The following is a 14,653-nucleotide window of genomic DNA, read 5'->3' as shown; positions in this document are numbered from 1 at the left end:
GATGAATACCATGACATTAACGCCGGGCCAACTGACTTTTGCACAGCTCCGCGACATCTGGCAGCAACCGGTCCAACTAAGCCTTGATGCCAGCGCGATTGACGCCATTAACGCAAGCGTCGCCTGCGTCAATAACATTGTCGCTGAAGGCCGTACAGCATACGGTATTAATACCGGTTTTGGACTGCTGGCCCAGACCCGTATCGCCACAGAAGATTTGCAGAATCTGCAGCGCTCGTTGGTGCTTTCCCATGCGGCTGGCGTCGGCGAGGCGCTGGACGACGCGATGGTGCGTCTGATTATGGTGCTGAAAATCAACAGCCTGGCACGCGGTTTTTCCGGTATTCGCCTGAGCGTGATTGAAGCGCTGATTGCGCTGGTGAATGCCGAGGTGTATCCCCTGATCCCGGCGAAAGGCTCCGTAGGAGCATCGGGTGACCTGGCACCGCTGGCACATATGTCCCTGACGCTGCTGGGCGAAGGGAAGGCGCGCTGGCAGGGGGAATGGCTCCCGGCGACCGAAGCGCTGAAAAAGGCCGGGCTGGAGCCGATAACGCTGGAAGCGAAAGAAGGGCTGGCGCTGCTCAACGGCACCCAGGCTTCGACGGCCTTTGCGCTGCGTGGGCTAATTGAAGCTCAGGAGCTGTTTGCGTCCGCAACGGTGTGCGGGGCGATGACCACCGAAGCCGTGCTAGGCTCTCGTCGTCCGTTTGACGCGCGGATTCATGCCGCGCGAGGACAACGCGGACAGATTGACGCCGCGGCGCTGTACCGTCATGTGTTGACGGATTCCAGTGCGCTTTCGCAGTCGCATCATAACTGTGAAAAAGTGCAGGACCCGTATTCTCTGCGCTGTCAGCCGCAGGTGATGGGGGCATGTCTGACGCAAATGCGCCAGGTGATGGATGTTCTGCTGGTGGAAGCTAACGCGGTTTCCGACAACCCGCTGGTGTTTGCCGAAGAAGGTGATGTGATTTCCGGCGGCAACTTCCATGCTGAACCCGTGGCGATGGCGGCGGATAACCTGGCGCTGGCGATTGCGGAAATCGGGGCCTTATCGGAGCGACGCATTGCGTTAATGATGGATAAACACATGTCGCAACTGCCGCCTTTCCTGGTGAAAAATGGCGGAGTTAACTCCGGCTTTATGATTGCTCAGGTGACGGCTGCCGCGCTGGCGAGCGAGAACAAAGCGCTGGCGCATCCGCATAGCGTAGACAGCTTACCGACATCCGCCAACCAGGAGGATCATGTCTCTATGGCTCCCGCGGCGGGTCGCAGGCTGTGGGAGATGGCGGCGAATACGCGCGGCGTGATTGCCGTCGAGTGGCTGGCGGCGTGTCAGGGAATCGATCTACGTGAAGGGTTAACCTCAAGTCCATTGCTCGAGCAAGCGCGCCGGGCGCTACGCGAGCGGGTTGCCCATTATACGCAGGATCGCTTTTTCGCCCCGGATATTGAGTGTGCGACTGAACTGTTAGCGCAAGGAACGTTGCTGAAATTGCTGCCTGAATTTCTGTAGAGAAATGCCTGATGGCGCAGGCCTACGGTCTGCTTTGTAGGCCGGATGAAGGCGAAGCCGACATCCGGCACAACAGCACTTAACTAAACATCGCCGTAATCGAGGCGCTGGCGAGCGAGTGGAAGTGAACATTAAATCCAACCATCGCGCCGCTGGCGTCCTCATCGACATCAATACGCTCTACATCCAGTGCGTGAACCGTAAAGATATAGCGATGAGTTTCCCCCTTCGGCGGCGCTGCGCCGCCATAACCGGCTTTACCAAAATCCGTACGGGTCTGAATCACCCCATCCGGCAGTGCAACCAGCCCGGAGCCGAAGCCTTGCGTGAGAACGCGGGTATCCGCAGGCAGATTTACGACTACCCAGTGCCACCAGCCGGAGCCGGTGGGCGCATCAGGATCGTAACAGGTCACGACAAAGCTTTTAGTCCCGGCGGGCACATCATCCCATGCCAGATGCGGAGAAATATTATCCCCGTCATATCCCATGCCGTTAAAGACGTGACGATGCCCAAGCTTCTCCCCATCACGCAGATCGTTACTGATTAGTTTCATACTGACTCCTCTCGTTAGCCAAAAAGTGTAGCCAGAAACCGTAGAGCTTACCGCTGATTAATCGCTAAAAAATGTTGCATGGCACACAGCTTCATTGACGGCCTGAGTCAGGCGGCGCAACTGCTCGGGCTGAATAATGTACGGTGGCATCAGATAGATCAGCTTGCCAAACGGTCGGACCCACACGCCCTGTTCAACAAAGAACTTCTGTAATGCCGCCATATTTACCGGCTGGGTGGTTTCTATCACGCCGATTGCGCCGAGCACGCGTACGTCGGCGACCCAACAGGAGTCCGCCGCCGGAGCGAGTTCTGCACGCAACTGTGCTTCAATGGCCGCGACCTGCGAGCGCCACTCGCCGGTGTTGAGAAGCGACAGGCTGGCGGAGGCGACGGCACAAGCCAGCGGATTGCCCATAAAGGTCGGGCCGTGCATGAAGCAGCCCGCTTCGCCATTGCTGATGGTTTCTGCGACCAGGCGGGTGGTCAGGGTCGCGGAAAGGGTCATCGTTCCGCCGGTTAACGCTTTGCCGAGGCACAAAATATCCGGCGTAATATCGGCGTGCTCGCAGGCAAACAGCTTGCCGGTGCGGCCAAATCCGGTGGCAATCTCATCGGCAATCAGCAGGATGCCTTCCCGGTCGCACATCTTACGGATACGCTTTAACCACTCAGGATGGTACATGCGCATGCCGCCAGCGCCCTGCACAATTGGCTCGAGGATCACCGCCGCAATCTCGTGACGATGCGCGGCCATCAGGCGGGCAAAAGGCACCATGTCCAGTTCGTCCCACTCGCCGCCCATGCGGCTTTGCGGCGCAGGTGCAAACAGGTTTTCCGGCAGATACCCTTTCCACAGACTGTGCATCGAGTTGTCGGGATCGCAGACCGACATCGCGCCGAAGGTATCGCCGTGATAACCGTTACGAAATGTCAGGAAACGCTGGCGAGATTCCCCTTTAGCCTGCCAGTATTGCAGCGCCATTTTCATCGCCACTTCCACGGCGACCGAACCTGAATCTGCGAGAAAAACGCACTCCAGCGCTTCGGGCGTCATGTCCACCAGTTGGCGACATAGCGTGATGGCCGGGGCATGGGTAATGCCGCCAAACATCACATGCGACATAGCGTCAATCTGCGTTTTCATTGCGGCGTTCAACTGCGGGTGATTGTAACCGTGGATCGCCGCCCACCAGGACGACATGCCGTCAATCAGCCGCTCACCGCTGGCTAAAACCAGTTCGCAACCTTCGGCTTGCGCCACCGGATAAACCGGCAACGGGGAGGTCATGGAGGTGTAAGGGTGCCAGATATGGCGTTGGTCAAATGCAAGATCGTCCGTTGTCATAATCGACTTGTAAACCAAATTAAAAAGATTTAGGTTTACGAGTCTACACCAAACTGACAACGAAACGTATACCAATATGGCTCATTCTTCTCGCTGGACAATGTCGCAAGTCACCGAATTATTTGAAAAACCACTGCTTGATCTCCTGTTTGAAGCGCAACAGGTTCATCGTCAGCACTTCGATCCGCAGCAGGTACAGGTCAGTACGCTGTTGTCGATTAAGACCGGCGCCTGCCCGGAAGACTGCAAATATTGTCCGCAAAGTTCCCGCTATAAAACGGGTCTGGAAACGGAACGCCTGATGGAAGTGGAACAGGTACTGGACTCGGCGCGTAAAGCGAAGCAGGCCGGTTCAACGCGGTTTTGCATGGGGGCGGCGTGGAAGAACCCGCACGAGCGCGATATGCCTTACCTGGAACAGATGGTTCAGGGCGTGAAAGAGTTGGGGCTGGAAGCTTGTATGACGCTGGGCACGCTCAACGAAACCCAGGCCCAGCGCCTGGCCGATGCGGGTCTGGATTACTACAACCATAACCTCGACACCTCGCCGGAATTTTACGGCAATATCATCACCACCCGGTCTTATCAGGAACGTCTGGATACGCTGGATAAAGTGCGTGAAGCCGGGATTAAAGTCTGCTCAGGCGGTATTGTCGGATTAGGCGAAACGGTCACCGATCGCGCCGGTCTGCTGCTGCAATTAGCCAATCTGCCGACGCCGCCGGAAAGCGTGCCGATCAACATGCTGGTGAAAGTGAAGGGCACGCCGCTTGCCGATAACGACGACGTCGACGCGTTTGATTTCATCCGTACCATCGCCGTGGCGCGCATCATGATGCCAACCTCTTACGTGCGTCTTTCTGCCGGGCGCGAGCAGATGAACGAGCAAACCCAGGCGATGTGCTTTATGGCCGGGGCTAACTCGATTTTCTACGGCTGCAAATTGCTGACCACGCCGAACCCGAATGAAGATAAAGATTTGCTGTTGTTCCGCAAGCTGGGTCTCAACCCGCAGCAAACGGCGGTGCTGGCGGGGGATAACGAACAGCAACAACGTCTGGAGCAGGCGCTGCGTACCCCGGATACCGACGATTACTACAACGCGGCAACCGTATGACCTGGCAGCAAAAAATTGACGATGCGCTCACGGCGTGTCGTTGCGCTGATGCGTGGCGTCGGCGCTATGCGGTGACTCAGGGCGCCGGTCGTTGGTTGCAGACCGACGGCCGCCAGTATCTGAATTTCTCCAGCAACGACTACCTTGGCTTAAGCCACCATCCGCAGATTATCTGCGCGTGGCAGCAGGGAGCTGAACGTTTTGGCGTCGGCAGCGGCGGATCGGGTCATGTCAGCGGTTATTCCGTGGCTCACCAGGCGCTGGAAGAAGAGCTGGCGCAGTGGCTGGGCTATTCGCGGGCGTTGTTATTTATCTCCGGTTTTGCCGCTAATCAGGCGGTGATAGCCGCATTGATGAAAAAAGACGATCGCATTGTCGCCGACAGGCTTAGCCATGCCTCGCTGTTGGAGACCGCCAGCCTTAGCCCGGCTGTTTTACGTCGCTTTACCCATAACGATCCGCAACATCTGGATCGTCTGCTGACTGTCCCCTGTCCGGGGCAGCAGCTTGTGGTCACTGAAGGCGTATTCAGCATGGATGGCGACAGCGCGCCGCTCGCTGAAATCCACGCGGCGGCGGAACGACACGGTGCGTGGCTGCTGGTGGACGATGCGCACGGCGTTGGCGTAACCGGTGCAGAAGGGCGCGGCTCCTGCTGGCGACAGCAGGTGAAACCCGAACTGTTAGTGGTGACGTTTGGTAAAGGATTTGGCGTCAGCGGCGCGGCAATCCTGTGTTCTGACAGCGTGGCCGACTATCTGTTGCAGTTTGCCCGCCATCTGATCTACAGCACCAGTATGCCTCCGGCACAGGCTCAGGCCCTGCGCGCCGCGCTGGCGGTGATCCGCAGCCGTGAAGGCGATGAACGCCGGGAAAAGTTAGCGATGCTGATCCAGCGTTTTCGCGCTGGGGTGAATACGGCGGGCTTAACGCTGGCGAATTCTGCCAGTGCTATTCAGCCGCTGATTGTTGGCGATAACCATAAAGCCTTGCAGCTGGCGGATGCGCTACGGCAACAGGGATGCTGGGTGACGGCAATTCGCCCGCCGACGGTGCCCACCGGTACGGCCAGATTACGGCTGACGCTGACGCAGGCACATGAGGTGCAGGATATCGATCGTCTACTGGAGGTGTTGCATGGCGCAGGTCAATAAACAGGCGATTGCCGCCGCGTTTGGCCGCGCTGCCACTCACTATGAACAACACGCAGAGCTACAGCGTCAGAGTACCGATGCGTTACTGGCGCTACTGGATGGCAGTACGTTCTCGCAGGTATTGGATGCGGGCTGTGGGCCGGGGCGTATGAGTCGCTACTGGCGCGAGCAGGGGAGCGAGGTTTGCGCGCTGGATCTGTCATCGCAAATGCTGGCTGAAGCGCAGCGTCACGATGTCGCCCATCACTATCTACTGGCGGATATCGAAGCCATCCCGCAGGCAACCGCGAGCTTTGACCTGGCCTGGAGTAATCTGGCCGTACAGTGGTGTAGTGACCTGCGCGGCGCGTTAAGCGAGCTTTACCGGGTGGTGCGTCCTGGCGGGACGGTGGCGTTTAGTACCCTGGCGCAGGGTTCGATGCTGGAACTTCGTCAGGCCTGGCAGGCGGTTGACGATCGGGAGCATGCCAACCGTTTTTTGCCCGTGGAACAACTGGAAAACGCCCTGTATGACTGGGATGTTGAATACCAGTCTCATGCCGTCACGCTGTGGTTTGATGATGCGCTGAGTGCTATGCGCTCGCTAAAAGGCATCGGCGCGACGCATTTGCATGATGGGCGCGAGCAGCGTGTGCTGACGCGCGCTCAGCTGCGCCAGCTACAGTTAGCCTGGCCCTGTCAGCAGGGGAAATACCCGCTGACCTACCATCTTTTTTTAGGAGTAATTCAACGTGACTAAAACGTATTTTGTCACCGGGACGGACACCGAAGTCGGTAAAACTATCGCCAGCTGTGCGTTGCTTCAGGCTGCGGGAGAGCTGGGGTTGCGAACCGTCGGCTACAAGCCGGTGGCGTCAGGCAGTGAAATGACGGCTGATGGCCTGCGAAACAGCGATGCGTTGGCATTACAACGCAATAGCGTTGTGGCGGCGGACTATGCGGCGATTAACCCCTACACCTTCGCCGAACCCACCTCGCCGCATATCATCAGCGCCGACGAAGGTCGCCCCATTCTGGCCTCCGTGATGTCTGCGGGTTTACGCACGCTTGAAGCGCAAGCTGACTGGGTACTGGTGGAGGGGGCAGGGGGATGGTTTACGCCGCTTTCGCCAACGCTGAGTTTTTCCGACTGGGTCAAAACGGAGCAGTTGCCGGTGATTCTGGTGGTTGGCGTTAAGCTCGGCTGCATCAATCACGCCATTCTGACCGCCCAGGCGGTGCAGCAGGCCGGACTGACGCTTGCCGGATGGGTAGCCAATGATGTGACGCCGCCCGGCAAACGTCATGCGGAATACATGGCGACGCTGAAGCGCGTGATTCCAGCACCTATGCTGGGGGAAATTCCCTGGCTGGCAGAAGATCCTGAGCAGGCATCGACCGGACGTTATCTCGATCTGAGCATTTTGTCTTTGACGGCATCAGCCGGTTGAATCGAGGCGGGAAATAACGCTGGTCGCTATTGCAGTACGCGGACAAGAATATGGTGAAAATGCGAGCAAGATCTCGGCTCTCCCTGACCGCCTCGTTAGCTGATAAATATCAAAAAATAGCGATAATTTTTTTTTATCCCCCCGGAAAAGAGAGTCAGTGCGTTTTTGCCAGGCTACAGTCCACACGGGCTGGAGGCAGTTATCCACTATTCCTGTGGATAACCTTGTGTATTAGGGTTAGAAAACACAATGTAAGCGAGAGAAGACGCGGCTTGCGACTAAATTGATGCGAAAGACGTCTTGAGATAATAATCATTAAATTACAGGTGGTTAGATAAAATCAATGGCTGTCGCAGAAGTGTCATGTGTTGCCATAAAACTTTCATCGGCTGGCTTGACAAATGTTAAAAAAGGCATTGGTTTGGGGATAACACGTTTTTGCTGGTGTTTTATTTTGTCTGGGGGCAAATTTTGGCCTGCCGTCACGGCCATTTGACGGGTGTAACAGAAATATTCTGGCGCGTTACTGTTTTTTCATCCAGTATATTTTACTGGCATTATATACTACTGCGAGTAAAATTACACACCTGCCCGCCCATTGCTTCAGGTAGCTGCTCATGAGTAAACCGTTCAAACTAAATTCCGCTTTTAAACCCTCTGGCGATCAGCCTGAGGCGATACGTCGCCTGGAAGAAGGTCTGGAGGACGGTCTGGCGCATCAGACGCTGCTGGGGGTGACGGGCTCGGGGAAAACATTCACCATCGCGAATGTAATTGCGGACCTACAGCGTCCTACCATGGTGCTGGCGCCTAACAAGACGCTTGCTGCGCAGCTGTACGGTGAGATGAAAGAGTTCTTCCCGGAAAACGCGGTGGAATATTTTGTCTCCTACTACGACTATTATCAGCCGGAAGCTTACGTACCGAGTTCTGATACCTTCATCGAGAAGGATGCCTCGGTCAACGAACACATTGAGCAGATGCGTCTGTCGGCGACTAAAGCGCTGCTGGAACGTCGTGACGTCGTTGTGGTGGCGTCGGTTTCCGCCATTTATGGTTTGGGCGACCCGGACCTGTACCTGAAAATGATGCTGCACCTTACGGTGGGGATGATTATCGACCAGCGCGCGATCCTGCGTCGTCTGGCGGAGCTGCAATATACCCGTAACGATCAGGCATTCCAGCGCGGGACCTTCCGCGTACGTGGTGAAGTTATCGACATTTTTCCGGCTGAATCTGACGACATTGCGCTGCGCGTGGAACTGTTCGATGAGGAAGTCGAACGTTTGTCGCTGTTTGACCCACTTACCGGGCAGGTTGAATCGACTATTTCCCGCTATACCATCTACCCGAAAACGCACTACGTCACGCCGCGCGAACGTATCGTACAGGCGATGGAAGAAATTAAAGTCGAGCTGGCAGACCGCCGTAAAAATCTGCTGGCGAATAACAAGTTGCTGGAAGAGCAGCGCTTAAGCCAGCGTACACAGTTCGATCTGGAAATGATGAACGAGCTGGGTTATTGCTCGGGGATTGAAAACTATTCCCGCTATCTGTCCGGACGCGGTCCAGGCGAGCCGCCGCCGACGCTGTTTGATTACCTGCCTGCCGATGGCCTGCTGGTGGTGGATGAATCCCACGTGACTATTCCGCAAATTGGCGGCATGTATCGCGGTGATCGGGCGCGTAAAGAGACCCTGGTCGAATACGGATTCCGTCTGCCCTCGGCGCTGGATAACCGTCCGCTTAAATTTGAAGAGTTTGAGGCGCTGGCCCCGCAGACCATCTACGTCTCGGCGACGCCGGGGAACTATGAGCTGGAGAAATCCGGTGATGACGTGGTTGATCAGGTGGTACGACCGACCGGCCTGCTGGATCCGGTGATAGAAGTGCGTCCGGTGGCGACGCAGGTTGACGATCTGCTGTCGGAGATCCGCACGCGTGCGGCGATTAACGAACGTGTGTTGGTCACCACGCTTACCAAACGTATGGCGGAAGACCTCACCGAATACCTCGAAGAGCACGGCGAGCGGGTGCGCTATCTGCACTCCGACATCGATACCGTGGAACGCATGGAAATCATTCGTGACCTGCGTCTGGGCGAGTTTGACGTGCTGGTGGGTATCAACCTGTTACGCGAGGGCCTGGACATGCCTGAGGTCTCGCTGGTGGCGATTCTGGACGCAGACAAAGAAGGGTTCCTGCGCTCTGAACGCTCACTTATCCAGACCATTGGTCGCGCGGCGCGTAACATCAACGGCAAGGCGATTCTCTACGGCGATAAAATTACCGCCTCGATGGCCAAGGCAATTGGTGAAACTGAACGTCGTCGCGAGAAACAGCAGCTTTACAACAAAGAGCACGGTATTACGCCGCAGGGGCTGAACAAGAAAGTGGTCGATATTCTGGCGCTGGGTCAGAATATTGCGAAGACCAAGGCGAAGGGCAAAGGGAAGTCACGTGCGGGTACGAAGTCTGACGTTGTCGAACTGGATATGACGCCAAAAGCTTTGCAGCAGAAGATTCATGAGCTGGAAGGGCAAATGATGCAGCATGCGCAGAATCTCGAATTTGAAGAAGCCGCGACGATCCGCGATCAACTGCATCAACTGCGCGAGTTATTTATTGCGGCATCGTAAGCTTGTGCCGGATGCGGGGTATCCCCTTATCCGGCCTACGGGGTGCTTGCGTTTGTCGGCCTGATGCGCGGCGCATCAGGCCGGTCCGTTCAGCCTAATGCCTGTACCGCTTTTTCCAGCGCGCGGTGCAGCAGCTGACGGTCATGACGGTACGGAATATCGCTGGCCTCCAGTACTTCCTGAATCACAATGCGGCCGGTAACGGCGGAAACATCTACTTTCGGGCCGACAACCACCGCGTCTATCACTTTCTTGCCAACGTACTGTTCGATGATTGCCAGCTTATCGTTAAGCGTCAGGCTGGCTGCTGGCAGGCTTAATTCGCGACCCAGGTTGCCAATGTAGACCATCCTGGCGGGGGTACGCCGTAATGCCTGCGCCAGTTCGTCGAGCAGCAGGATCGGCATCAGGCTGGTATAAAAACTGCCTGGTCCTATCAGAATCAAATCCGCTTCGGCGATTGCCTCAACCGCTTCTCGCGTGGTGGGGACTTTTGGCGACAGCATCAGTTCCTGAGGAGGGATAGTGAGCTGATCGATATTCACTTCGCCATAGACTTCATGCCCCTGATCATCAATAGCCATCAGATCCACCGGCAGCTCTGACATCGGAATTAAATGCGCATCGACCTTCAGCAGGTTGCGAATTAAATTTATGGCTTCCAGAGGCCGCACGCTGAGGTGATCGAGCGCCTTTAACATTAAATTTCCGAGGTTATGTCCGGAAAGCTCGCCATTACCGCCAAAACGGTATTCAAACATAGCGGATGCAACGCTGGGTTGGGTAATTAACTGGTTCAGGCAGTTACGCATGTCACCCCAGGCGATGCCGCCTTCAGAACGACGAATACGCCCCGTGGAGCCGCCATTATCGGTGGTGGTGACGATACCCGTCAGTCGTGAACCTAAAGGGGAAAGTGAGGAGAGAACGCGTCCTAATCCATGCCCTCCGCCGAGAGCGACAACGCGATCTAAATCTGCCAGCGTGCGAGTGCGCATAGAGTTTCCTGATATCAATTGATCGGCGCTACAGTACCGTAAATAGCGTGTTTTCAGCAATTATCCAGTTGGCATTTGCCGAAATTAATTTTCGGCGATCTACCCCTTTCTGACGACATGCACCTGACAGCAAGATGATGTATATCAATGCAAAACTGTGGTTTTTGCTTATTCTGTAGCGAAATTGCACGATCATGTCGCTATATACGCATTTATACAGCGTAAGTGTGCTTGGCATTATCGCCATTTACACGCTAGTATCGGCATAACCACTACGTACTCAAAGTATGATGAGTATAAACACTCTAGCCTCTGCACCTGGGTCAAATGATACGGTGCTTTGGCCGTGGCAATGCTCGAACGAGATTGTCACCAGGGCGCAGGAAGAAATGACTGCGTCTCCCGTATTTGGAAAGGTGTACATGGGCTCTCAACTTACCGATGCTTTCGCGCGTAAGTTTTACTACTTACGTTTGTCGATTACCGATGTGTGTAACTTTCGTTGCACCTACTGCCTGCCGGATGGCTATAAGCCCGGTGGGGTCACCAATAACGGCTTTTTGACCGTTGATGAAATTCGCCGCGTCACCCGTGCGTTCGCCAGTCTGGGGACGGAAAAAGTGCGCCTGACAGGGGGCGAACCCTCATTACGTCGCGATTTTACCGACATTATTGCCGCCGTGCGTGAAAACGACGCCATCCGTCAGATTGCGGTAACGACCAATGGTTATCGTCTGGCGCGCGATGCTGCCGCCTGGCGCGATGCAGGTCTGACGGCACTCAACGTCAGCGTCGACAGTCTCGATGCCCGTCAGTTTCACGCCATTACCGGGCAGGACAAATTTCAGCAGGTGATGGCGGGCATTGACGCCGCCTTTGATGCCGGTTTCGAAAAAGTGAAGGTCAACACGGTGCTGATGCGCGATGTAAACCATCATCAACTGGACACCTTCCTGGCGTGGATACAACCTCGTCCTATTCAACTGCGTTTTATTGAACTGATGGAAACGGGCGAGGGCACCTCTCTCTTCCGTAAACACCATATTTCCGGACAGGTACTGCGCGATGAGCTGCTGCGTCGCGGCTGGATCCACCAGATCCGACAGCGCAGCGACGGCCCGGCTCAGGTTTTCTGTCATCCTGATTATGCTGGCGAAATTGGTCTGATCATGCCTTATGAGAAAGACTTTTGCGCCACCTGTAATCGTCTGCGCGTTTCCTCTGTCGGCAAGCTGCACCTGTGTTTATTTGGTGAAGGCGGCGTAAGCCTGCGTGACTTGCTGGAAGATGACGCTCAGCAATCCGCGCTGGAAGAACGCATTTCAACCGCGCTGCTGGAGAAAAAGCAGACCCATTTCCTGCATCAGAACAATACCGGTATTACGCAAAACTTATCTTACATTGGCGGCTGATCGCTAAAAGGAGTTTTCATGAGTCAGGTAAGCGCTGAATTTATCCCGACACGCATTGCTATTCTTACTGTTTCCAACCGTCGCGGCGAAGAGGATGACACCTCCGGTCACTACCTGCGTGACTCGGCGCAGGAAGCGGGCCATCAGATTGTTGACAAGGCAATTGTCAAAGAGAACCGTTATGCCATCCGCGCCCAGGTTTCCGCCTGGATTGCCAGTGACGATGTGCAGGTTGTGCTTATTACCGGCGGCACCGGACTGACCGAAGGCGACCAGGCGCCGGAAGCGCTGCAACCACTGTTCGACAGAGAAGTTGAGGGTTTTGGCGAAGTATTCCGTATGCTCTCGTTTGAAGAGATTGGCACCGCGACGCTGCAATCCCGGGCAATTGCCGGGGTTGCGAATAAAACGCTGATTTTCGCCATGCCGGGTTCGACCAAAGCGTGTCGTACCGCCTGGGAAAATATCATTGCGCCGCAGCTTGATGCCCGTACGCGTCCGTGTAATTTCCACCCACATTTGAAGAAATAATTATGTCGCAACTGACTCATATTAACGCCGCTGGCGAAGCCCACATGGTGGATGTCTCTGGTAAAGCAGAAACGGTACGCGAGGCGCGTGCTGAAGCATTCGTGACGATGCGCAGCGAAACGCTGGCGATGATTATCGATGGTAGCCACCATAAAGGCGACGTTTTCGCCACGGCGCGCATTGCCGGTATTCAGGCGGCCAAACGGACCTGGGATCTTATCCCGCTGTGTCACCCGCTGATGCTGAGCAAGGTCGAAGTTAACCTGCATGCCGAACCGGAACACGATCGTGTACGCATTGAGACGCTGTGTCGCCTGAGCGGGAAAACCGGTGTGGAAATGGAAGCGTTAACGGCGGCCTCCGTGGCGGCGTTGACCATCTACGACATGTGCAAAGCGGTACAAAAGGACATGGTGATTGGTCCGGTGCGCCTGCTGGCAAAAAGTGGTGGTAAGTCGGGCGATTTTAAGGTGGATGCGCATGATTAAGGTTCTTTTCTTTGCCCAGGTCCGTGAACTGGTCAACACGGATGCGTTAGAGGTTACCGCCGAATTTGCAACGGTCGAAGCGCTGCGCCAGCATCTGGCGGCGAAAGGCGATCGTTGGGCGCTGGCGCTGGAAGACGGCAAGCTGCTGGCGGCGGTGAACCAGACGCTGGTCAGTTTTGACCACTCCCTTAACGCAGGTGATGAAGTGGCTTTCTTCCCACCGGTAACCGGAGGTTAAGATGGCTGAGACGCGAATTGTTGTTGGGCATGCGCCGTTCAGCGTTGGGGAAGAGTATCCCTGGCTTGCCGAGCGCGATGAAGATGGCGCGGTGGTGACTTTCACCGGTAAAGTGCGTAATCACAATCTCGGTGACAGCGTGCAGGCGTTAACACTGGAACACTATCCCGGCATGACCGAAAAAGCGTTGGCGGAGATTGTTGACGAGGCGCGTACGCGCTGGCCGCTGGGGCGGGTGACGGTGATTCATCGCATCGGCGAACTGTGGCCCGGCGACGAAATCGTTTTTGTTGGCGTGACCAGCGCGCATCGTAGTAGCGCGTTTGATGCCGGGCAGTTCATTATGGATTATCTGAAAACCCGCGCACCGTTCTGGAAGCGCGAGGCCACGCCGGAAGGTGAACGTTGGGTGGATGCCCGTGACAGCGATAAGCTAGCAGCAAAACGCTGGTAGAGTACAATTGTTGTAGGCTCATACTGATTCAGGAGATTGTCATGGACCGATTCCCACGATCCGATTCTATTGTGCAGGCGCGTTCCGGCCTGCAAACGTATATGGCGCAGGTTTATGGCTGGATGACCTGCGGGTTGTTGCTGACGGCGTTTATCGCCTGGTATGCGGCAAATACGCCCGCGGTGATGATGTTTGTCTTCTCCAGTAAAATCACCTTCTTTGGCCTGATTATCGCCCAACTGGCGCTGGTGTTCGTTTTGTCCGGCATGGTGCAAAAGCTGAGCGCCGGTGTGGCAACCACGCTGTTTATGCTCTATTCGGCGTTAACCGGGTTGACGCTGTCGAGCATCTTCATCGTCTATACCTACTCGTCTATCGCCAGTACCTTTGTGGTCACCGGCGGGATGTTTGGCATCATGAGCCTGTACGGTTATACCACTAAGCGTGACCTCAGCGGTTTCGGCAATATGCTGTTTATGGCGCTAATCGGGATTGTGCTGGCTTCACTGGTTAACTTCTGGCTGAAGAGCGAAGCGTTGATGTGGGCGGTAACCTACATTGGGGTGATTGTGTTTGTCGGTCTGACCGCCTATGACACGCAGAAGCTGAAAAACATCGGTGAGCAGATCGATCTGCGTGACAGTTCTAATCTGCGCAAATACGCGATTCTTGGCGCACTAACGCTGTATCTGGACTTTATCAACCTGTTCCTGATGCTGCTGCGTATCTTCGGCAATCGTCGTTAATTCTCTGTTGCCGGATAAGGC

At 55.6% G+C, this 14,653-nt stretch carries 15 protein-coding genes and 1 riboswitch; of the genes, 12 read left to right on the top strand and 3 right to left on the bottom strand.

From position 1 onward, the window contains the following. Position 1: 1 nt before the first annotated feature. Positions 2-1,522, top strand: a complete 1,521-nt coding sequence (gene hutH, locus FDX04_RS12690; RefSeq protein WP_137371040.1) for a histidine ammonia-lyase — start codon at positions 2-4, stop codon at positions 1,520-1,522. Positions 1,523-1,601: 79 nt separating this feature from the next. Here the strand turns inward: hutH and FDX04_RS12685 are convergent, their stop codons facing one another. Both FDX04_RS12685 and bioA read right to left on the bottom strand, forming a co-directional pair. Continuing rightward, entirely contained in the window at positions 1,602-2,078 is a 477-nt protein-coding gene (locus FDX04_RS12685) for a kinase inhibitor (protein ID WP_038639028.1), read from the bottom strand. Positions 2,079-2,135: 57 nt separating this feature from the next. Then, positions 2,136-3,425: an adenosylmethionine--8-amino-7-oxononanoate transaminase gene (gene bioA / locus FDX04_RS12680; RefSeq protein ID WP_137371039.1), complete on the bottom strand. Its 1,290-nt coding sequence runs from the start codon at positions 3,423-3,425 to the stop codon at positions 2,136-2,138. A gap of 76 nt (positions 3,426-3,501) precedes the next feature. Here bioA and bioB point away from each other — a divergent pair, with 76 nt between their 5' ends. From bioB to uvrB, 5 genes are all read left to right on the top strand, one after another. Beyond that, positions 3,502-4,542: a biotin synthase BioB gene (gene bioB / locus FDX04_RS12675; RefSeq protein WP_042309634.1), complete on the top strand. Its 1,041-nt coding sequence runs from the start codon at positions 3,502-3,504 to the stop codon at positions 4,540-4,542. Then, entirely contained in the window at positions 4,539-5,696 is a 1,158-nt protein-coding gene (gene bioF / locus FDX04_RS12670) for an 8-amino-7-oxononanoate synthase (protein ID WP_137371038.1), read from the top strand. Before bioB ends, bioF begins: the two co-directional genes overlap by 4 nt. Beyond that, complete coding sequence (bioC, locus tag FDX04_RS12665; RefSeq protein WP_137371037.1) at positions 5,680-6,435, top strand: malonyl-ACP O-methyltransferase BioC; 756 nt, start codon at positions 5,680-5,682, stop codon at positions 6,433-6,435. Before bioF ends, bioC begins: the two co-directional genes overlap by 17 nt. Further along, on the top strand, positions 6,428-7,126 hold the full coding sequence (bioD, locus tag FDX04_RS12660; protein ID WP_137361553.1) for a dethiobiotin synthase: 699 nt from the start codon (positions 6,428-6,430) through the stop codon (positions 7,124-7,126). The genes bioC and bioD overlap by 8 nt, the downstream gene beginning before the upstream one ends. 617 nt (positions 7,127-7,743) lie before the next feature. Then, a complete protein-coding gene (uvrB, locus tag FDX04_RS12650; protein WP_137371036.1) occupies positions 7,744-9,765 on the top strand; it encodes an excinuclease ABC subunit UvrB in 2,022 nt (673 codons plus the stop codon). Between the two features lie 89 nt (positions 9,766-9,854). Here the strand turns inward: uvrB and yvcK are convergent, their stop codons facing one another. Further along, complete coding sequence (gene yvcK / locus FDX04_RS12645) at positions 9,855-10,763, bottom strand: uridine diphosphate-N-acetylglucosamine-binding protein YvcK (protein WP_137361551.1); 909 nt, start codon at positions 10,761-10,763, stop codon at positions 9,855-9,857. A gap of 289 nt (positions 10,764-11,052) precedes the next feature. Further along, positions 11,053-11,198, top strand: a riboswitch (molybdenum cofactor riboswitch). On the opposite strand from yvcK, the gene moaA reads away from it, so the two are divergent. From moaA to FDX04_RS12615, 6 genes are all read left to right on the top strand, one after another. Continuing rightward, positions 11,186-12,175 (top strand): GTP 3',8-cyclase MoaA, encoded by a 990-nt coding sequence (gene moaA, locus FDX04_RS12640; protein ID WP_137361550.1) that lies wholly within the window; start codon positions 11,186-11,188, stop codon positions 12,173-12,175. (Overlaps the previous riboswitch by 13 nt.) Before the next feature lie 18 nt (positions 12,176-12,193). Beyond that, positions 12,194-12,706, top strand: a complete 513-nt coding sequence (moaB, locus tag FDX04_RS12635) for a molybdenum cofactor biosynthesis protein B (RefSeq protein ID WP_003035187.1) — start codon at positions 12,194-12,196, stop codon at positions 12,704-12,706. Positions 12,707-12,708: 2 nt separating this feature from the next. Next, on the top strand, positions 12,709-13,194 hold the full coding sequence (gene moaC / locus FDX04_RS12630) for a cyclic pyranopterin monophosphate synthase MoaC (RefSeq protein ID WP_061381915.1): 486 nt from the start codon (positions 12,709-12,711) through the stop codon (positions 13,192-13,194). After that, entirely contained in the window at positions 13,187-13,432 is a 246-nt protein-coding gene (gene moaD / locus FDX04_RS12625) for a molybdopterin synthase sulfur carrier subunit (RefSeq protein ID WP_137361548.1), read from the top strand. Before moaC ends, moaD begins: the two co-directional genes overlap by 8 nt. Position 13,433: 1 nt before the next feature. Further along, positions 13,434-13,886: a molybdopterin synthase catalytic subunit MoaE gene (moaE, locus tag FDX04_RS12620; protein ID WP_047025512.1), complete on the top strand. Its 453-nt coding sequence runs from the start codon at positions 13,434-13,436 to the stop codon at positions 13,884-13,886. 41 nt (positions 13,887-13,927) lie between these two features. Next, a complete protein-coding gene (locus FDX04_RS12615) occupies positions 13,928-14,632 on the top strand; it encodes a Bax inhibitor-1/YccA family protein (RefSeq protein ID WP_038639068.1) in 705 nt (234 codons plus the stop codon). The last annotated feature ends 21 nt before the right edge of the window (positions 14,633-14,653 follow it).

It is taken from the genome of Citrobacter sp. wls615, from assembly GCF_005281355.1.
GTDB lineage: Bacteria > Pseudomonadota > Gammaproteobacteria > Enterobacterales > Enterobacteriaceae > Citrobacter > Citrobacter werkmanii.
The sequence above is the reverse complement of the archived record's forward strand: the minus strand, read 5'-3'. Positions and strand labels throughout refer to the sequence as shown.